This is a genomic window from Hymenobacter bucti, from assembly GCF_042681145.1.
GTDB classification, from domain to species: domain Bacteria; phylum Bacteroidota; class Bacteroidia; order Cytophagales; family Hymenobacteraceae; genus Hymenobacter; species Hymenobacter bucti.
In genome coordinates this window covers 667246-686448 of record NZ_JBHUFD010000003.1, presented here as the reverse complement: position 1 = coordinate 686448, position 19203 = coordinate 667246, and the positions used below count along the sequence as shown (strand labels likewise).

Sequence of the window (19203 nt, the reverse complement as noted above, 5' to 3'; positions counted from 1 at the left end):
CACCACGCGAGATGCTTCGCTGCGCGCTGCATGACCTTTCAGATATCCTACCATGTTCCGCCGAAGATTCCTCCAAAGCCTGGGTTTCGTGGGTGCTGGCCTCAGCCTGCCCCTAGCCCCCGCCCTCGCCGCCGAAGCTGAGCAAGCGCCCACTACCGGCCAAAAACTCAGCCTAGGGCCGCTCACCATCCGGGGCAAGGTGCACCAAAACGGCACCGGCCTGCCGGGCGTGGCCGTGACCGATGGCTACAATAGTGTACTCACCGACAAAGCTGGCAAATACCTGCTCGAAAGCAATGCCACGGCCGAGTTCGTGCACATTTCGGTGCCGCGCGGCTACGCCTTTCCGCACGAGAAGGGCGTGGCGCAGTTCTACCAAGCCATCAAGCCGGGCACGGCAAAAATGACGGCTGATTTTGAGCTGCAAAAGCTGGCCGGCGACGATACCAAACACACCTTCGTGGTCTGGGCCGACCCGCAGATGATTAACAAAAAGGACTGCCACGAGCTGCTGACCAGCTCGGCGCCCGACCTGCAAAAGCTGGCCGCGCAGTACGACGCCAACACCTTCGCCATCGGCTGCGGCGATTTGGTATGGGATAAGTTTGAGCTGTTTGAGGACTACAAAAAGGCGGTCGAAATCAGCAAAATTCCGTTCTTCCAGGTCATCGGCAACCACGACCTCGACCTCACGGCGCGGGCCGACGAAGGCTCGTCGCGCACGTTCAAGAGCCATTTTGGGCCGACGTATTATTCCTTTAATCGGGGCGAAATCCACTACGTAGTGCTCGATAACGTCTTCTTCATCGGTCCGCCCAAAAAGTACATCGGCTACCTGCCCGAGCAACAGTTGCAGTGGCTGGAGCAGGATTTGAGCCACGTCAAACCAGGCACCACGGTAGTAGTGGCGCTGCACATTCCGGTGAACAGCGGCGACCAGCGCCGCAACAACCTCAAGGAGGAGTCGCTGGGCGGCGTGGTGTCGAACCGGGCCGAGCTGTACCGTATTTTGAAGCCCTACACCACGCACATCATGTCGGGCCACACGCACGTGTGCGAGAAGATTTTCCACGAAAACACCATCGAGCACACCCACGGCGCGGTGTGCGGCGCGTGGTGGACCGGCCCCATCTGCACCGACGGCACGCCCAGCGGCTACGGCGTATACGAGGTCAGCGGCCCTGATATAAAGTGGTACTACAAATCGGTGGGCCACGACCGGCAGTACCAGTTCCGCAGCTACCCCAAAGGCAGCGCCGCCGACCACCCCGCCGACGTGGTGGCCAACGTCTGGAACTGGGACCCGCAGTGGAAAGTGACCTGGTTTGAAAACGGCGTGCGCCAGGGCGAAATGCGCCAGCAAACCGGCCTCGACCCTATGGCTGTGAAATTGCAAGCCGGCGACCAAATCCCCGCCAAGCACAAGTGGGTCGACCCGACCATGACGGACCACCTGTTTTTTGCCACGCCCTCGGCCGGAGCGAAGGAGATTCGCATTGAGGTAACTGACCGCTTCGGGCAGGTGTACAGCGATACCGTAGCGGTATAATTCAGCCTGTAGCTTGGCCTCTGCGAGTCCGAGCGCAGCTCACATCCGCGTCTGTTTAGTCTTAAATAACTTACTCTAGCGTAGCTGCGAGCTGCGCTCGGACTCGCAGAGGCCAAGCTACATTTCCCAATGAACTACCTGCTCGCCCTCGCCTTCCTCACGCTCCCCGCCGCCGCCCAGCCGCGCCCGCCACTCGACCTGCAGGCGCACCGGGGCGGCCGAGGAATGATGCCCGAGAACACTATTCCGGCTATGCGCCGGGCGCTGGCCCTGGGCGCGACGACGCTGGAAATGGACGCCGCCATCAGCCAGGACAAGCAGGTGCTGCTCTCGCACGACCCGTTTCTAAACGCCGACTTCGTGTACCGGCCCGATGGCCAGTCCCTGACCAAGGAGGAGGGCAAAGCGTTGAAAATCTACAGTCTGCCCTACGCCGCAATCCAGCGCTACGACGTGGGTAGCCACGGCAACCCGAAGTTTCCACAGCAGCAGAAGCTACTGACGTACAAGCCGCTGCTGGCCGAGGTTATCGATTCGGCCGAGGCGTATGCGCGGCGCACGCACCGAGCTGCGCCCTACTATAATATCGAAACCAAAACCACACCGGCGGGCGACGGCACGAACCATCCCGCGCCCGAAGAATTTGTGCGGCTGCTACTGGCAGTAATTGCTCAGAAGGGCATCCAAAACCGGGTAATTATTCAGTCGTTTGACCCGCGCACGCTCGAAGTGGTGCACCGCACGCAGCCGAGGTTGCGCACCGCGCTGCTGGTCGATAATCCAGACGGTCTGGAAGAGAATTTGCAGCGGCTGAGCTTCCGGCCCAGCATTTACAGCCCGCAGTATAAGCTCGTAACGCCGGCGCTGGTGCAGGCTTGCCACCGGCAGCACCTGCTGGTGATTCCGTGGACAGTAAACTTGGCCACCGAACTAGCACAGCTAATTGAGCTGCAAGTAGATGGTCTGATTACCGATTACCCTAATTTAGTACCTAAGAAGTAACCTTTGCACCGTTACTAACGGGGGGGATGGTCACCGGCGCTAGCCCGGGCCTAGGTTGGCGCGGCCACCCAAACCGAGCGTCCGGGTAGCACACGGCGCAACTAGTCGCTAACACCTTGACAACAAGGATTTTGGGTCAGTTTGCCAGATTAGCCCCGGGTGCCCTAGCAACTGCACTGCATGGCCCCGGGCGGTGCCGGGCTCTGCGCCTGTTAAACAGCGGCACCACCTAGGGTCCGCAGCCAGTGCCCAGCCCACCGGTGCGACGCTGGCAAAGCAGGCGGCAGCGAGGAAATAGTTTTTTGGCGAGCGGCGCCCGCAAATGAACTAGGTCACGGTAGCCCAGCCAACACAGTCTGTTCACCTAAATATAACTTTTCGAAGCATTATGCTTCTTTGCGCAGGGAGAACTTTGCGGTATGAAAAACGAACAAGCTCAACGCAGAATCATCGCAGCGGCTCTTTTTCCAACCAAGAGCCATAGTATGGTACCCAGCACCTACGAACAGCTACTAGCTGACAAATACATTGAGGGAAGCTTAACCATTTACCAATCAGTTGAATTATTAGAAGAATACTATCGTAATACCAAAGGTAGTGTCAGCCGCCCGTAAGAAGGGCACCGGCAAAAGGTGCTGTTTTTCCCTGCTACTCTGCTGGGCAATGCACACAACTTTTGGCTTACCTCTACTAAGCTACCACAAGGCAGCCTAGGCTGGCGCTCAAGCTGGCCACCGTATTTTTCTCACAAAAAAAATCCCCACCGGCCAAAGCCAGTAGGGATTTTTTAGTTAGCTAGCTTGGGCGCTTAGCGGCGCACCGGCTTGCGGGCAGGAGCCTTCTTCTTAGGAGCAGGCTTCTTAGCTGCGGGCGAGGCTTTGCCTTGCTTCATCAGCTCAGATACCGTAGGAGCCGGGCCGTACTTGGTTTCGGCCGAGTTAGCCTCGCCGGTCAAGTAAGGGTCAAAGTCCACGCGGCGGTTCATAGCCTGGCCAGCGGCCGTCTTGTTGTCGGCAATCGGCTTGGTTTCGCCGTAGCCACGAGCTTCGATACGCTCGGCTGGGATGCCTTTGCTGAGCATGTAGGCGCGGGCCGAAGCGGCACGCTCGTAGCTCAGGCGCAGGTTGTAGTTGTCATCACCCTTGCTGTCGGTGTGGCCAGCGATGCTGAGCGAGTAGTCGGGGTACTCGTTAAGAATCGAAACCATCTGCTGCAAACGGGGGAACGACGAGGGCTTCAGGGTAGCCTTGTTGAAGTCGAAGTTGATGTACTTCGTGGCTTCGTTCAGGATTTTCTTCTGCTCGGCCTTAATCTCGGGGCAGCCTTTGTTGCTGGCGGGGCCGGCACGGTCGGGGCAGCGGTCCTCGTTGTCGGGTACACCGTCACCGTCGCGGTCAAGCGGGCAGCCATTGGCGTCTACTTGTACACCGGCGGGGGTGTTGGGGCACTTGTCGAGGTTGTCAGGTACTTTGTCGCCGTCCGAGTCAAGTGGGCAGCCCGAAGCGTCTACTTTCACACCAGCGGGGGTGTTGGGGCATTTGTCGTCGTTGTCAGCTACACCGTCGCTATCGGCGTCGGGGCAACCCTGCAGCGAGGTCAGGCCCTTCACGTCGGGGCACTTGTCGAGGTAGTCGGCTACGCCGTCACCGTCGGTATCCACGGGGCAACCCACCAGGTCTACTTTCACGCCGGCCGGGGTGTCGGGGCACTTGTCTTTCTTGTCCGATACGCCGTCGCCGTCCGCATCCTTAGGCTTGCCTAGGTTGGCACGCACACCGGCCGTCAGCTGGATGTAGCGGTCCTTCTTATCCCAGAACGTGGTAGCGTTGTTATTAACACCGTCGAGACGGTCATCGCTGGTCTGGAAGTAGGCCTGCGTGGCTTGTGCAAAGAATACGGCCGACTCGCCCAAATGGAAGTCAAGACCACCACCTACGTGGCCCCCGAAGGTACCAAAGCGGGTGAAGTTGTTGGGGCCCGTAGGGGTAGCGTAGCGGTCAGCCAGTACCCACGAGAACTGGGGCTCTACCAACAGGTAGGGGTGCAGGAAGAAGCTGTCTTTAACCGGCAGCTTCAGTTTGAAGCCCAGGCCAGCCTGGTAAGCCTGAGCCCGGAAGCGACGGCCTGCGTAGGGCTGACCCACGCCAACGGACGTGCCGGGATTCTGCGGGAAGCGCAGCCGGGTATAGTCCAGGTCCAGGCGCAAGTCGAGCCAGCGGCCCACGTACTGCGTGATGTCGAGACCGCCGCTGTAGGGCATGTCGTCCCACTTCCAGAAGGCGTTACCCAAGTCACCGCGGTACTGGGTGGCATTAGCGTGGAGGCCGACAGCGGTTTTGCGGTCGGCAGTCTGAGCGTGGGCACTGGCGGTAGCCAGCAGCCCGAGCCCTAATAGAGTAGCTTTACAAGCTGAGTGGTTCATATAAACTGAACGGAAGGGTGAAAAATGTTTTTAGGAGCAGAAACTGGTGCGGTGGCTGGTAGCAGCCTAGCACTCTACACAAGAAGGCACCAATACGAGGACCTTGTTAGCAGCAATTAGCAGAGCTGTACCAAAATAGACTAATTGAACAGTCGGGCTTTTGGCAAGCTACGGAAACTAGGCCCTGAACGGATGTGCTGCCCCGCGGGTTTTGATTTGGCGATAAACTCGGCCGTACGGCGGCGATAATTAGTTCCTTTCGCGTGCTAATTGGGTAGATTCAGCTACCGCTCTGATGCGTTCAGCCCTTAAATTGGCTTATTCGGGTTTTTTTTTAGCTTTAGCGGGTTATGGGCGAGCGGCGGCGGGCCAATCGGCCTTGCCAGAGGCGTGAGCGCCACCGCCCGCCATAGCCCGGCGCCAGGGTCGAGGCCGCAGCTGGGGCAGTTCAAGGCACACTTGGGCTTACTCAGGGGCCAATTGAGCCTGTTCAACCCTCAAGTCGGCCTTTCGGGGCAAACCATAACCGGCGCGGCCGTTTAATACCTGTTTGCCCAGCCACCTAGGGCCCGGCCGTCGGCGCGGTCCCTCCTATTCTGGCTCTTGGCTTGGCCCCACCCATTGCCCACCGCCGCGCTCGCCCGGGCGCCGGCCACCACCTTCACCACCCACCGCCGCAGCTAGGGCCACCTAGGCGCGCGGCGGCTATTTTCGTTTGCCACCTTATCCTACTATGAATCAACCCGTACCCCCCTCCATGAGCAGCTTGGCCGCCCCGCGCCTCGGCTTGCCCCAGGCGGTGGTGCCGGTGATGTTTTCGCAGCGCGCCTACCTGCTCATTGCGCTGGCTATCTCACTGGTTTTCGGGCTCATTGCGTTGCCCACGGGCGTGCTGCCCCGCAACTACGCCACCCTAGGCGAGGCGACGCTGCTGTGCATCAATGCTATTCTTGTCTTCCAGATTCAGTTCTGGCTGCACTTTTTGCTGCGCTACCACCCCAGCGCGGTGCAGCGCTGGTTTGCCCGCCAGTCACTGCTCACCGACCGCGGACTGCGGGCGCTGCTCACGGCGGTGCTCGTGACCAGCTACAGCCTGGGGCGCTACTACCTGGATGCCTCGCTGGGCATCAACCTCGACAAGCCTTCTATTACGCTGCTGCTCACGCTGGCCCAGGTGGTTAGCATCGTGGGGTTGTCGTGCCAGGTGGGCATCGAGCTGGTTGAGCGCAGTCGTTACCTGGCCTCCGAAATCGAGTTGCTCCGGCACGAGCAGCTGCAGGCCCGCTACGAAAGCCTCAAGCAGCAGCTCAGCCCGCACTTTTTGTTCAACTCGCTCTCGACCCTGGGCGGGCTCATATACGACGAGCCGGCCGCCGCCGAGCGGTTCGTGAACGAGATGGCCCAGGTGTACCGCTACCTGCTGCGCCACGGCGAGCAAATGACCGTGCCGCTGCACGAGGAGCTGGCCTTTGTACGCTCCTACGCCTATCTGCTGCAAATGCGCTTTGGTGAGGGCCTGGAGCTGCACATCGACCTGCCGGCCGAGGTGCTCGACCGGCCGCTACCGCCGCTGGCGTTGCAGCTGCTGGTCGAGAACGCCGTGAAGCACAACACCGTGAGTCGGCGCCATCCGCTGGTTATCAGCATCGACCTGGCCGGCGCCGACCAGCTGCGGGTGAGCAACCCGCGCCACCCGCGCCTCTCGCCCGTGGCCAGCAGCGGCACCGGCCTCAGCAACCTCACCAACCGCATTCGCCTCCTTAACCAGCAGCAGCTGCTGGTGGAGCAAACCGACCACGCCTTCTGCGTATTGCTTCCCTTACCCGCTTCTATATTGTAAAACCGTGACTATTCTTATTGTTGAAGATGAACCCCGCACGGCCCGCACCATCGAGCGCCTACTGCTGGGGTTGCGCCCCGAGGCCCAGGTGGTGGGCCAGCCCGAGTCAGTGGCCACGGCGGTGGCCTGGCTAGCCGAGCACCCCGCCCCCGACCTCATCCTGATGGACATTCACCTCTCGGATGGCAATAGCTTCGAGATATTTCGGCGGGTGCCGGTGAGCAGCCCGGTCATTTTTATCACGGCCTACGACGAGCACGCCCTGGAAGCTTTCCAGGTCAATGGCATCGATTATTTGCTCAAGCCCATCACGCGCGATGGCTTGCAGCACGGCCTGCGCAAGTTTGAGGCCCTGCGCCAGCACTACACCGACTGCGCCGCCGAGGCCGTGCCCAACCTGGCGGCCCTGCTGCGCACCGTGCAGCAGCTGGGCAGCCCGCCGGCCTACAAAACAAGCTGGCTCGTGCCCTTCAAAACCAAGCTGATACCCGTGGCCGCCACCGAGATAGCGCACTTTATCATTCGCAACGGGGTGGTGAGCCTGACCACTCTCGAAGGCCACCTGTACACCCTCGACACGCCCCTCGACGAGCTAGAGACCCAGGTAGACCCCCGGCAGTTTTTCCGGGCCAACCGCCAGGTGCTGCTGGCGCGCCCCAGCATCGCGGCCCTCGAGCCCCACTACAACGGCCGGATGCTGGTGCACGTGCAGCCCGCCGCCCCCGAGAGCATCGTGGTGCCCAAGCCCCGCGTCACGGAGCTACGCAACTGGGTGAGCGGGAGCTAGCGCAGTGCGCCCTAGGTAGCTGCGCACGCGTTGCTGCTTGGCGCATAGCGCGGCAGCGCGCCGGGCCGGCACCTAGGGCGCACTGTTTCGCACTTCGGCCTCCCGCTAAGCTATCGCCTTTATTATCAACCTATTCAATGAGCCAACAGCCCACGCCCGCCCGCCCCAATCGTTTCACGGCCCTGCTGTCCCGCGCCGGGCTCGACTGGTTTTTGCTGGCGCTACTAGGCGTGGTGGGCCTGGCTTACTGGCAGCCGGGCCTGGGCAGCAAGGCCAGCCCGGTGCCGTGGCACCTAATTACGACCGTGGGCGTGGCGCTGGTGTTCTTCTTCTACGGCCTGAAGCTGAACCTGGAGAAGCTGCGCGAAGGCATGCGCAACTGGCGGCTGCCCGTAGTGGTGCAGCTGGCCACGTTCATTTTGTTTCCGGCGCTGGCCCTGCTGGTAAAGCCCTTTTTCGGCGCCGAAGGCGCGCTGCTGTGGCAGAGCATTTTCTTTTTGTGCGCCCTGCCCAGCACGGTTTCGACCTCGGTGGTGATGGTGAGCATTGCGGGCGGCAACCTGCCGGCCGCCATCTTCAACGCCAGCCTGTCGAGCCTACTCGGCATCGTGCTCACGCCCCTGCTGTGCAGCTTGTTTTTGCACACCGGCACGGGCGGCAGCCAGCTCTGGGGCCTGGCCACGCAGCTGCTCTGGCAGGTGGTGGTGCCGGTGGGCGCGGGCATTTTGCTGAACTCCCGCTTCGGCGCCTTGGTCGACCGCCACAAGGCCGGCCTGCGCTACTTCGACCAGTTTACCATTCTACTCATCGTGTTCACGGCCTTCTGCGAGTCGTTTGCCGAGGGCATTTTCCGCACCTACGAGCCCGCCGACATTGCCAAGCTCAGTGCGGGCCTGATGGGGCTATACCTGCTGGCGTTTGCCCTGATTTGGGGCCTGGGCCGGGCCCTGAATTTCTCGCGGGCCGACAACATCGTGGCCGTGTTTTGCGGCTCCAAAAAGTCGCTGGTGCACGGCAGCGTCATGGCCAGCTTGCTCTTTCCGGCCAGCGCCGCCACGGGCCTTATTCTGCTGCCGCTCATGCTCTACCACGCCCTGCAAATTATTCTGGCTAGCAGCATGGCCCAGTACCTGGGGCGGCAAAATACCCTAGGTGCCTCTGCGGGAGACGTTGGACATGAGACATGAGAAAGCCAACTAGCGATTCTCTATCTCTTTTTCACGTCTAGCGTCTCATGCTCGTTTCAGGCGCTCCCGGTTGCCGTACGCGAATAGCTGCTTCTCTGCCGCGCAAAGCGCGGCTTCGTGCGGAGAGCGGGGGCCGGGCTTACCCGGCTTGTATCGGCAGGGCTAATCGGTGGAGAACAGCGGGCGTTCGGGACCCGCCGGCTCCGGGCTGCGTGGCCGGTAGGCCTGCCTGCCGCTGGGCGCTACGCACAGGTTCTGCTGAAAGTAGGCGGCGCTAGGCCGTTGCAGCTGGGTGGCCCGGCCCAGCGAGGCCAGCCGCTCTGGGTGAAAGAGCGGGGACTCACTCCAACGGCCTAGGATGATTTGCCGGCTCGGGTAGTTGTCGGGCACGCGGCCAGCAGTGGCCCACTAATTGCTTGCCCGCCTCGTAGTGCCAGCCTAGCCCAAAGGTGGCCGGGTCCACCGCGTCGCAACTTCGGACCGCCTGGCTAAGTGAACTTTTGCGGCCCGGCGACTAACAAAACGCCTCCGTGAAGGCTTACATTTGCCGGAATCTCAACGCGCTATTCTATTCTTTTCGCTCTATTCATGTCATTTTTTACTACTAGATTATGGGTATTCTTAGCTTGCCTGTGGGGGCCGCTGCTGCGGGCGCAGGCCCAGCAGCTGGCGGCGGGCTACCAGCACACGGTGGCCATCTACGCCGATGGCACGCTCTGGGGCTGGGGCGACAATAGCGCGGGCCAGCTCGGCACCGGGGGCGCCACCTACCAGCCCACGCCGGTGGCCATCGGCCCGGCCGCCACTACCTGGCGCAGCGTAAGCGCGGGCCAGGATTTTACGGTGGCCGTGCGCCAGGACGGTACCCTCTGGGCCTGGGGCTACAACGCCGAAGGCCAGCTCGGCGACGGCACCACCACCGACCACGCCACGCCCGTGCAGGTAGGCACCGCCACCACCTGGACCAGCGTGAGCGTGGGCTGGCACCACGTGGCCGCCCTGCGCCAGGACGGCACCCTCTGGACCTGGGGCGATGGCACGCAGGGCCAGCTCGGCGACGGCACCACCCTCGACCGCGCCACCCCGCTGCAAGTGGGCACCGCCGCTACCTGGGCCAGCGTGAGCGCCAACTACTACCAGACCACGGCCATCCGGCAGGACGGCACGCTCTGGGCCTGGGGCGACAATAGCGCGGGCCAGCTCGGCACCGGCACTATGTCCTTGCAAACGCTGCCCGTGCAGATTGGCGCCGCCACTACCTGGAAAAACGTGACGACCAGCAACGACCACACCGTGGCCGTGCGCCAGGACGGCACCCTCTGGGCCTGGGGCAGCAACGGGGTGGGCCAGCTCGGCAATGGCACCACCACCAACCAACTCGCCCCCGTGCAAATTGGCACCGCCACTACCTGGGTTAGCGTGAGCGCCGGCATCAGCCACACCGTGGCCGTGCGCCAGGACGGTACCCTCTGGGCCTGGGGCTACAATTACTACGGCCAGCTCGGCACCGGCACCGCCACCAACCAGCTCACGCCCGTGCAGGTGGGCGCGGCCACCACCTGGCAGGCCGCGGCCGCGGGCTGGTACCACACTATGGCCCAGCGCCAGGATGGCTCGCTCTGGCTGTGGGGCTACAACAACTACGGCCAGCTCGGCACCGGCGGCGGCATGCAGCTGCTGCCGGCGGCCCTGGCCATGCCGGGCCCCTGGCGCACGGTGGCCGTGGGCGGCAGCCACGTGGCCGCTGTGCGCCAGGATGGCTCGCTCTGGACCTGGGGCGACAACTCGCAGGGCCAACTGGGCCTGGGGGCGGGCAGCGCCGGCACCCAGGCCACCCCGGCCGCGGTGAGCGCGGGCGCTACCTGGCAAGCCGTAGCCGCCGGCCAGCTGCACACCGTGGCCCTGCGCCAGGATGGCACCCTCTGGAGCTGGGGCTACAACAACCAGGGCCAGCTGGGCACCGGCACCACCACCTACCAGCCCGCCCCCGCCCAAATCGGCACCGCCGACACTTGGGCCAGCGTGGCCGCCGGCGCCTACCACTCGGTAGCCCTACGCCAGGATGGTTCGCTCTGGCTGTGGGGCCGCAACACCTATGGCCAGATGGGCAACGGCACCACCGTCGTGCAGCTGGCGCCGCAGCAACTGGGCGCGGCCACTACCTGGCGCAGCGCCAGCGCGGGCCTCACCCACACCGTGGCCGTGCGCCAGGATGGCACTCTCTGGGCCTGGGGCAATAACGCCAACGGGCAGCTGGGCATCGGCCTTAGCGGCACTACCTATCAGCCTACCCCGGTGCAGGTGGGCACCGCCACTACCTGGGCCAGCGTAGCGGCCGGCGCTACCCACACCGTGGCCGTGCGCCAGGATGGCACTCTCTGGGCCTGGGGCGATAACACCGCCGGCCAGGTGGGCGACGGCACCACCACCAGCCCGGCTACCCCCGTGCAAATTGGCACGGCTACCACCTGGCAGGCGGTGGCCGCCGGCCAGCTGCACACCGTGGCCTTGCGCCAGGATGGCACCCTCTGGGCCTGGGGCCGCAATGCCAACGGACAGCTCGGCACTGGCACCACTACCAGCCAGCTGGCGCCCACCCCCGCCAGCGGCGGCGCCAGCTGGCAGCAGCTGGCCGCCAATGGCATCAACACCGCCGCCCTGCGCCCCGACGGTACCCTTTGGCTCTGGGGCTACAATGGCAGCAGCCAGCTGGCCCAGCCCGTTACCAGCCTCTCGCCGCAGGCCATCGCTGGCACGCCCCTAGGTACTACCCCGGCCGGCCCGGCCGTGGCCTGGCAGCTCGTGCCCAACCCCGCCCGCGGCCAGGTAGAGGTGCGAGGCCTCACGGGCGCGTTCGTTATCCGCCTCTTCGATGGGCAGGGGCGCCTGGTGCGCACGGCCACTACCGCGCAGGTCGAGCTGGCTGGCCTGGCCCCCGGCCTCTACCTGCTGCACGCCACCGCCACCCGCGCCACCCGCGCGCTGCGCCTAGTAGTAGAATAGAACCAGCACCCGCACCGCACCAAAAAAGCCGTTGCCAATTGCTGGCAGCGGCTTTTTTGGGCCCTGGCCCCGCGCCTGGCCCAGCCGCTATGGAAAATCCTTGGCGCTGGCCGCCCGCTGCCAGGCGCCGAATTACCTGCCCGGCGGGCAGCTGCTGCTACGCGCTAGCGCCCGCTACCGCAGCGGTTTTCTAACTAAACGACCGGGCCGGCGTTATGGACTAGCTAGCTCGGCCGTATCCGGGTGGCGTTTTCCCCTTTACATGGCTCTTTCGTCTACTACGCTTCCTGCTACTACCCCCACGGCGCCCCCGCCCTTTACCGAGCGGCGCTACGTGCTCACCTTCATTTTTGTCGTGTCGCTCTTCATGCTCTGGGGCCTGGGCGTCACGATGGGCGACATTCTCAACAAGCACTTTCAGCAGGTACTGCACGTGAGCAAGGCCAACTCGGCCTATGTGCAAGTCGCCACCTTCGGGGCCTACTTCGTGATGGGTCTGCCCGCGGGCTGGTTTATGAAGCGCTTTGGCTACCAGAAGGGCGTTATCCTGGGCCTGGGTCTGTACGCCCTAGGTGCCTTCTTGATGGTGCCCGCCGCCAATGCCGCCTCGTTCACGTTCCTGCTGGTGGCCCTGTTTGTGCTGGCCTGCGGCCTGGGCACGCTGGAGGCCGTGGCGCACCCGTTTTTGGATGGCCTGGGCGACCCCGCCAGCTCCGACCGGCGCATCACGTTTTCGCACGCTATCAACGGTATCGGGGCGGTGTCGGGGCCGCTCATTGGCGGCTACTTTGTGCTGCGCGGCACCCACGCGGCCGGCGATTTATCGTCGGTGAAGGTGCTTTATACCATCATCGGCACGGTGGTGGGCGCTATCGGCCTGGCCTTCGCCTTTGTGAAAGTACCGCCCCTCAACGCCGAGCATACGCCTGGCACGGCCACCTCCGAAACCAGCGACGCGCCCACCGACCTAGGGGCCGATAAGAGCCTGTTTCAGCACAAGCACTTCGTGTGGGCCTGCGTGGCGCAGCTCTTCAACACGGCGGCGCAGGGCGGCACCTGGGCCTATTTCATCAACTACGGCACCGACTACATGGGGCTGCAGCCGGGGCCGGCCATCCAGGGGTTCTGGCAGGTCGGCACCCTCTTCAGCCGCACCGTGAGTCTGGCGCCCGGCCTGCCGCACCTGGCCAACGACGTAGCCGCTTACTTCTTCTCCCTCAGCCTAGTAGGCATGATGATAGGCCGATTCCTAGGTACCTACCTCATGCAGTTCATCGCCCCCAACCGGCTGCTGGCCTTCGTGGCCCTGGCCAACATCTGCATGTGCCTCATCGTGGCGCAGCACTGGGGCTGGGTGTCGTTTGCGGCGCTCATTGCGCTCAATTTCTTCTTCAGCGTCATGTTCCCCATTATCTATAGCCTAGGGCTCAAAGACTTGGGCCGGCACAAGCAGCTGGCCTCGTCCTTTATTGTGATGGGCGTGGTAGGCGCCGCCCTCTTTCCGCGCTTCGTGATGGGGCCGGTGGCCGACGTAAGCGTGGCACACGCCTACTATCTACCCATTATCTGCTACGTGGTAGTATTTCTATACGGGGCTATATTTTATAAAGTAGCTGGTAGTGAGCCCAAAGCCCGGTAGGTAGGTCCGCGCCGGGCGGCCTTCTCACTCTTGCTTCTACGCCGAGGGCGCAGCGGTGGCAGTAGCCGACTACGGCGGGCTACCGACCGATTGCCGGCCGGCTATTGCGAGTGGCGTGTAACTTCGCCGCGTGGCGAGTGGGGCCGGCCCGCCGCTTAGTTTGCTTTTCGAGTTGCCGTTTGCGTATGACTGTCAGTGAGTTTTTCGACCTGTTTCTAGGCGAACTACGTAGTAATCCCCAGCTTACCAGCTACTATAAAATGCTGGCCAACCCCGCCAGCTTCGAGTTTCGCAAGGCCTACGTGGTGCAGCGGCTGCACTACATCCTGGAGCACCTGCCCAACACGGGCGCGGCCATCTGGGACTGCGGCTGCGGCTACGGTACCACGGCCATCTTCCTGGCCCTCAATGGCTATAAGGTGCACGGCACCACCCTGGAGTTTTACTACGAGCACATCGCGCCGCGCCTGGCCTACTGGGGCCAGTTTGGCGACGTGTCGGGCTTTACCTACAGCTACGAAAACCTGTTTGACTCGCCCCCGCCGCCGGCTTCCTACGACCACATCATCATTCAGGACACGCTGCACCACCTCGAGCCCCTGCAGGATGCGCTGCGCATTTTTCGGGAGGCCCTGCGGCCGGGCGGCAACCTCATCATCGTGGAAGAAAACGGCGGCAACGTGGTGCAGAGCCTCAAGCTCTACCTGCGCCGCGGCAACAAGCGCATCATCACCATCTATGATGAGCAGCTGAAAAAGGACATCTTACTCGGCAACGAGAACATTCGCGACCTCGCCACCTGGCGGCGCGAGCTGGCCCGGCAGGGCCTGCACATTCCGGCCCAGCAGGTACAGTATATTCGGTTGTTTCCGCCCTTCATGTTCAAGCCGGGCAACGTGCCGCAGCTCGTGGCCCGCGAAAACCGGCTGTGGCGCACCAACTCGCTGCTCAAGGAAAAGCTATTTTTTGGCCTCAACTTCACGGCCGGCAAAGACGCCTAGGTGGCCTCGGCCTGCCTATATCCGTTAAAACCGGGGAGCTGCCTTACTGTGCAGCTTCCCGGTTTTTTCATTTATCCGTGCTCCCTTTGCCTACCTCGCCCTTCTCGCCCTTCTCCACCCCCATGGACGCTCAATTCTTGTTTGCCACCGGCATCGAAAACTCCAACCCCACCATCGACAGCGGCCGCCAGCGGGTGGACGAGATGGAAAAATGCCGGCACTACCAGTTCTGGCAGAAGGATTTTGATTTGGTACAGGAGCTAGGCATCCGGTTTTTGCGTTACGGGCCGCCCATCCACACCACCTGGCTGGGCGTGGGCAAGTACGACTGGAGCTTTGCCGACGAGACCTTTCAGGACCTGCGGCGGCGCAACATCATGCCCATCGTGGACCTCTGCCACTTTGGGGTGCCCGACTGGCTGGGCAATTTTCAGAACCTGGAATTCGCCAAGCTTTTTGGTGACTACTGCCACGATTTTGCGGCGCGCTTTCCGTGGGTGCAACTCTACACGCCCGTGAATGAGATGTACATCTGCGCCGAGTTTTCGGCCCTCTACGGCTGGTGGAACGAGCAGCTCCGCGACGACCGCTCGTTTGTGACGGCGCTCAAAAACATCGTGAAAGGCAACGTGCTGGCCATGCAGCGCATTCTGGAAGTGCGGCCCGATGCGCTCTTTATTCAGAGCGAGAGCAGCGAATATTTCCACGCCGAAAACCCCGCCGCCATCAAGCCCGCCGAGCTGATGAACTCGAAGCGCTTCCTATCCCTGGACCTTAACTACGGCCGCCGCGTGGACTCCGAGATGTACGAGTACTTGCTAGACAACGGCATGACCCGCGACGAGTACCACTTCTTCTTGGGCCAGAATCTCAAGCACCAGTGCATCATGGGCAACGACTACTACCGCACCAACGAGCACCGCGTGCGGGCCGATGGCAGCACTACGGCCTCGGGCGAGGTATTTGGCTACCACGTCATTACCACGCAGTACCACGACCGCTACCAGCTGCCCGTGATGCACACCGAAACCAACCTCTGGCAGGGCCCCAACGGCGACGAGGCCGTGCTCTGGCTCTGGAAAGAGTGGGCCAACGTGCTGCGCGTGCGCAACGATGGCGTGCCCATCGTGGGCTTTACCTGGTACTCGCTCACCGACCAAGTGGACTGGGATACCGCCCTGCGCGAAAACAACGGCAACCTAAACCCCCTAGGGCTCTACGACCTCGACCGCAACATCCGGCCCGTGGGCACGGCCTACAAGCAGCTCATCGCGGACTGGCGCCAGGTGCTGCCTGCCCAAAGCGCCTGCCTGCAAATACCCCTGGTGATGCCCCACGACGCCGACGAGCCCTGGGCCGTAGCCCAGCGCACCAAGGCCCGCCGCACCCGCCACGACCCCGATACCAAGGCCATGAACGCCGCCCAGCCAGAAGTACACTAAGGAGTGATGAACTGGTATGGCCAATCTATCATCCTTGCTTTTCCAACTCAGAACCTTTAACGCATGATTCAACGAGGGGCGCTTCACAGACAAAGGGCGGCAACGTTGTAAACGTATTGCGCATTCACACCTAGGCTCGATAATTTATCGATAAGACAGCCAGCACTTAGCTTCTTTATTAAAGAGCAGCTTATTCCTGTTTCCTACGACGCGCCCTAGGTTGCCCAGCGCAGTACAACCTCAAAATAAGCTTAACCGTAAGTTAGCACAAATCTAATTTTTCTTTGCTTTCTTATGGAAACCTCTTCTCCACTCCGCCCGGTCGCTGCCAACTGGTGGGTGTTCGTGCTCGCCGGCCTCGGGCTGTTTGGGCTCGGCTTGTGGGTATTTAATAGCCCCGACGCAGCCTTTCTGGGCATGACGTTCTACTTCGCCGCCCTCATTCTGTTCAATGGCGTGGCCAACGCCGTGTTCGCGCTCACCAACCGCTCGCACCTGCGGGGCTGGGGCTGGCTGCTGGCCCTGGGCATCGGCGAAATCGTGTTTGGCTTCTATATGCTGACCCAGCCCATTGTAGCGGCGGGCACGCTGGCGTTCTTCATTGGCTTCTGGCTGCTGCTGCGCGGCGGCTCCACGGTGGCCAATGCGTTTGCGCTGCGCCGCCTGGGCTACCGCCGCTGGGGCTGGTCGCTGGCGCTGGGCTTGCTGGGGATAGTGCTGGCTTTCTTGGTCATTGGCAACCCGGTTATCGGGGTCATCGGGGTTACTACCTGGCTGGCATTCGCGCTGTTGATAATGGGCGTGGCGGCTTTTGTGCTAGGGCTGCGGCTGCGGCGGGCCGCGTAGCCAAACGTAGGCGCTCGTTATCGTATCGGGCTTTCCGCTGGGGCGGGAAGGCCCGTTTTTTTGGTAGTGGGTGAGCTTCGCTAGGTACTGGCCCCGCAACCTCTGCCCCGGCCCTGGTTACTTTGGCGGCATGAAGCACCTGCTACTGGCCGCCCTGCTGCTGCCCCTCGCCGCCCGGGCCCAATCCGAAAACCTCGTGCAGTACGCCCACCCGCTGGTGGGCACTGCCAAGATGGGCCACACCTACCCCGGCGCCACGGTGCCCTTCGGCGCGGTGCAGCTCTCGCCCGATACCGACACGCTCAGCTACGAGCAAAACGGGAAGTACAACCCGGAAATTTATCAGTACTGCGCTGGTTACCAGCACAAAGACCCCACCATTGTGGGCTTCAGCCACACGCACTTCAGCGGCACCGGCCACTCCGACCTCGGCGATTTTCTGGTGATGCCCACCACCGGGCCGCTGCAGTTGAATCCTGGCACCGCCGACCGGCCCCTAGGTGGCTACCGCTCGGCCTACTCGCACCAGACCGAGGTGGCCGAGCCAGCTTACTACAAAGTGCGGCTGGCCGATAATGATATTCTGGCCGAACTGACCGCTACCACGCGGGTTGGCGTGCACCAGTACACGTTTCCGAAGGCCGACGAGTCGCACATTATTCTCGATTTGATGGCTGGGATTTACAACTACCCCGGCAAAAATACCTGGACGTTCGTGCGGGTCGAAAACGACTCGCTGGTAACTGGCTACCGCCAAACCAACGGCTGGGGCCGCACCCGCGTGGTGTACTTCGCGCTCAGCTTTTCCAAGCCCTTCAAAAGCTACGGCAGCCGCAACTACGACCCCAAGCAGCCCTACCGCGGCTTCTGGGGCCGCTTCGACCAAAACCATAACTGGCCCGACCTAGCCGCCCACCAGCTGCGGATGCACTTCGACTTTGGGGCAATGCAGACCGGCCAGCAGGTAAAGCTCAAGCTGGCGCTCTCGCCCGTGAGCACCGCCGGCGCGCTGGTCAACCTGCGCGCCGAGGCGCCCGGCTGGAATTTCAACGACTACAAGCAAAAAGGCCAGGCGCAGTGGCAGCAGGAGCTGAGCAAAATCACCATTAGCTCGCCGCGCCGGGTTGACAAGGAGAATTTCTACACGGCTATGTACCACGCCTTTACGGGCGTGACTACCTACCAGGACGTGGACGGCCTGTACCGCGGCCTTGACCAGAACAACCACCTAGCCAAGGACTTCACCAATTACACCACCTTCTCGCTCTGGGACACTTACCGCGCGCTGCACCCGCTTTATAACCTGGTGCAACCTAGGCGCAACGCCGACATGGCGCAGAGTATGCTTACGCACTTCGACCAGAGCGCCGAGCACATGCTGCCCGTCTGGAGCCACTACGCCAACGAAAACTGGTGCATGATAGGCTACCACTCCGTGCCCGTAGTGTGCGATGCCATCGTGCTCGGCAACGCCCCTTTCGACCAGAATAAAGCCCTCGACGCCTGCGTGACCACCGCCCGCCAGCGCTGGTACGACGGCCTAGGGCTGTACATCGACAAAGGCTACGTGCCCGAAGACAAGAGCGGCGCTTCGGTATCGAAAACCTTGGAATACGCCTTCGACGACTACTGCATCGCGCAGGCCGCCCAAAAGCTGGGCCGCGCCGATATTGAGAAGGAATTTCGCCAGCGCGCCACCAACTGGCAAAACGTGTACGATGCCCGCATCGGCTTCATGCGCCCGCGCCTGGCCGACGGCTCGTTCCGCCAAAAGTTTGACGTGCTGACCACCAGTGACCCCGGCTACATCGAGGGCAACGCCTGGAACTACAGCCTCTACGTGCCCCACGACCCCGCCGGCCTCATCGCCAAGATGGGCGGCAACGCCCGCTTCGTGCCGCACCTCGACTCGCTCTTCACCATGAACCTGCCCGACAAGTTCTTCGCCGAAACCGAGGACATCACCCGCGACGGCATCATCGGCAACTACGTGCACGGCAACGAGCCCGCCCACCACGCCGCCTACCTCTACAACTGGACCAACCAGCCCTGGAAAACCCAGCCCCGCATCCGCATGATACTGAACAAGATGTACCACCAAGGCGCCGACGGCCTCGGCGGCAACGACGACTGCGGCCAAATGTCGGCCTGGTACATTTTCTCCGCCCTGGGCTTCTACCCGGTGGCCCCCGCCTCGGGCGAATACGCCCTAGGTAGTCCGGCGGTGCACGGCGCCGTGTTGCAAGTCGGCGAGGGCAAAACCTTTACCGTGACGGTTAAAAACCAGTCCGATAAGAACGTCTACGTGCAGTCGGCCCGCCTCAATGGCAAGCTGCTGGCGCGGCCGTTTCTGCCGGTGAGCGAGGTGCGGCAGGGCGGCACGCTGGAATTTGTGATGGGCAGCCGGCCGGTGAAGTAGCGCCCGGAAAATCGCGGCCGTGGGCATGGCCTGGCCTCTCCACTTGTGAGCGGCCGGTTGCGAGCT

Annotated in this window: 14 protein-coding genes; 12 read left to right on the top strand and 2 right to left on the bottom strand. The window is 62.5% G+C overall.

Annotation, left to right across the window (positions count from 1 at the left end):
- The first annotated feature begins 52 nt into the window (after positions 1-52).
- The 3 genes from ACFSDX_RS10570 (at position 53) to ACFSDX_RS10560 (ending at position 3165) form a co-directional block, all read left to right on the top strand.
- Positions 53-1549, top strand: a complete 1497-nt coding sequence (locus tag ACFSDX_RS10570; protein ID WP_382313343.1) for a calcineurin-like phosphoesterase C-terminal domain-containing protein — start codon at positions 53-55, stop codon at positions 1547-1549.
- Between the two features lie 129 nt (positions 1550-1678).
- Complete coding sequence (locus ACFSDX_RS10565) at positions 1679-2551, top strand: glycerophosphodiester phosphodiesterase family protein (protein ID WP_382313342.1); 873 nt, start codon at positions 1679-1681, stop codon at positions 2549-2551.
- A 419-nt stretch (positions 2552-2970) separates the two neighbouring features.
- Positions 2971-3165 (top strand): hypothetical protein, encoded by a 195-nt coding sequence (locus tag ACFSDX_RS10560; protein WP_382313341.1) that lies wholly within the window; start codon positions 2971-2973, stop codon positions 3163-3165.
- Between the two features lie 194 nt (positions 3166-3359).
- Here ACFSDX_RS10560 and ACFSDX_RS10555 read toward each other — a convergent pair whose 3' ends face one another.
- Entirely contained in the window at positions 3360-4973 is a 1614-nt protein-coding gene (locus ACFSDX_RS10555) for an OmpA family protein (RefSeq protein ID WP_382313340.1), read from the bottom strand.
- A gap of 733 nt (positions 4974-5706) precedes the next feature.
- Between ACFSDX_RS10555 and ACFSDX_RS10550 the strand changes: the two genes are divergently transcribed.
- The 3 genes from ACFSDX_RS10550 to ACFSDX_RS10540 all read left to right on the top strand — a co-directional run bounded on the left by ACFSDX_RS10550 (position 5707) and on the right by ACFSDX_RS10540 (position 8787).
- Positions 5707-6813 (top strand): sensor histidine kinase, encoded by a 1107-nt coding sequence (locus tag ACFSDX_RS10550; RefSeq protein WP_382313339.1) that lies wholly within the window; start codon positions 5707-5709, stop codon positions 6811-6813.
- Positions 6814-6817: 4 nt separating this feature from the next.
- Positions 6818-7600, top strand: a complete 783-nt coding sequence (locus ACFSDX_RS10545; protein ID WP_382313338.1) for a LytR/AlgR family response regulator transcription factor — start codon at positions 6818-6820, stop codon at positions 7598-7600.
- 137 nt (positions 7601-7737) lie between these two features.
- Positions 7738-8787 carry a bile acid:sodium symporter family protein gene (locus ACFSDX_RS10540; RefSeq protein WP_382313337.1) on the top strand — a complete coding sequence of 350 codons (1050 nt, stop codon included), beginning with the start codon at positions 7738-7740 and terminating at the stop codon, positions 8785-8787.
- 162 nt (positions 8788-8949) lie between these two features.
- Here the strand turns inward: ACFSDX_RS10540 and ACFSDX_RS10535 are convergent, their stop codons facing one another.
- A complete protein-coding gene (locus tag ACFSDX_RS10535; RefSeq protein WP_382313336.1) occupies positions 8950-9177 on the bottom strand; it encodes a hypothetical protein in 228 nt (75 codons plus the stop codon).
- Between the two features lie 198 nt (positions 9178-9375).
- Here ACFSDX_RS10535 and ACFSDX_RS10530 point away from each other — a divergent pair, with 198 nt between their 5' ends.
- The 6 genes from ACFSDX_RS10530 to ACFSDX_RS10505 all read left to right on the top strand — a co-directional run bounded on the left by ACFSDX_RS10530 (position 9376) and on the right by ACFSDX_RS10505 (position 19137).
- Positions 9376-11790, top strand: coding sequence for an RCC1 domain-containing protein (locus ACFSDX_RS10530; protein ID WP_382313335.1), 2415 nt, complete (start codon positions 9376-9378; stop codon positions 11788-11790).
- 262 nt (positions 11791-12052) lie between these two features.
- On the top strand, positions 12053-13429 hold the full coding sequence (locus ACFSDX_RS10525) for a sugar MFS transporter (protein WP_382313334.1): 1377 nt from the start codon (positions 12053-12055) through the stop codon (positions 13427-13429).
- A 185-nt stretch (positions 13430-13614) separates the two neighbouring features.
- The gene (locus tag ACFSDX_RS10520; protein ID WP_382313333.1) at positions 13615-14430 is read left to right on the top strand and encodes a class I SAM-dependent methyltransferase; all 816 of its coding nucleotides are present in this window, start codon (positions 13615-13617) and stop codon (positions 14428-14430) included.
- A 77-nt stretch (positions 14431-14507) separates the two neighbouring features.
- A complete protein-coding gene (locus ACFSDX_RS10515) occupies positions 14508-15872 on the top strand; it encodes a family 1 glycosylhydrolase (RefSeq protein ID WP_382313332.1) in 1365 nt (454 codons plus the stop codon).
- Between the two features lie 294 nt (positions 15873-16166).
- Positions 16167-16718: an HdeD family acid-resistance protein gene (locus tag ACFSDX_RS10510; RefSeq protein WP_382313331.1), complete on the top strand. Its 552-nt coding sequence runs from the start codon at positions 16167-16169 to the stop codon at positions 16716-16718.
- A 130-nt stretch (positions 16719-16848) separates the two neighbouring features.
- Entirely contained in the window at positions 16849-19137 is a 2289-nt protein-coding gene (locus ACFSDX_RS10505) for a GH92 family glycosyl hydrolase (RefSeq protein WP_382313330.1), read from the top strand.
- Positions 19138-19203: the final 66 nt, after the last annotated feature.

Coding starts and splice junctions, on each gene's coding strand:
- ACFSDX_RS10570 (WP_382313343.1), top strand. CDS start 53: ATGTTCCGCCGAAGATTCCTCCAAAGCCTGGGTTTCGTGGGTGCTGGC.
- ACFSDX_RS10565 (WP_382313342.1), top strand. CDS start 1,679: ATGAACTACCTGCTCGCCCTCGCCTTCCTCACGCTCCCCGCCGCCGCC.
- ACFSDX_RS10560 (WP_382313341.1), top strand. CDS start 2,971: ATGAAAAACGAACAAGCTCAACGCAGAATCATCGCAGCGGCTCTTTTT.
- ACFSDX_RS10555 (WP_382313340.1), bottom strand. CDS start 4,973: ATGAACCACTCAGCTTGTAAAGCTACTCTATTAGGGCTCGGGCTGCTG.
- ACFSDX_RS10550 (WP_382313339.1), top strand. CDS start 5,707: ATGAATCAACCCGTACCCCCCTCCATGAGCAGCTTGGCCGCCCCGCGC.
- ACFSDX_RS10540 (WP_382313337.1), top strand. CDS start 7,738: ATGAGCCAACAGCCCACGCCCGCCCGCCCCAATCGTTTCACGGCCCTG.
- ACFSDX_RS10530 (WP_382313335.1), top strand. CDS start 9,376: ATGTCATTTTTTACTACTAGATTATGGGTATTCTTAGCTTGCCTGTGG.
- ACFSDX_RS10525 (WP_382313334.1), top strand. CDS start 12,053: ATGGCTCTTTCGTCTACTACGCTTCCTGCTACTACCCCCACGGCGCCC.
- ACFSDX_RS10520 (WP_382313333.1), top strand. CDS start 13,615: ATGACTGTCAGTGAGTTTTTCGACCTGTTTCTAGGCGAACTACGTAGT.
- ACFSDX_RS10510 (WP_382313331.1), top strand. CDS start 16,167: ATGGAAACCTCTTCTCCACTCCGCCCGGTCGCTGCCAACTGGTGGGTG.
- ACFSDX_RS10505 (WP_382313330.1), top strand. CDS start 16,849: ATGAAGCACCTGCTACTGGCCGCCCTGCTGCTGCCCCTCGCCGCCCGG.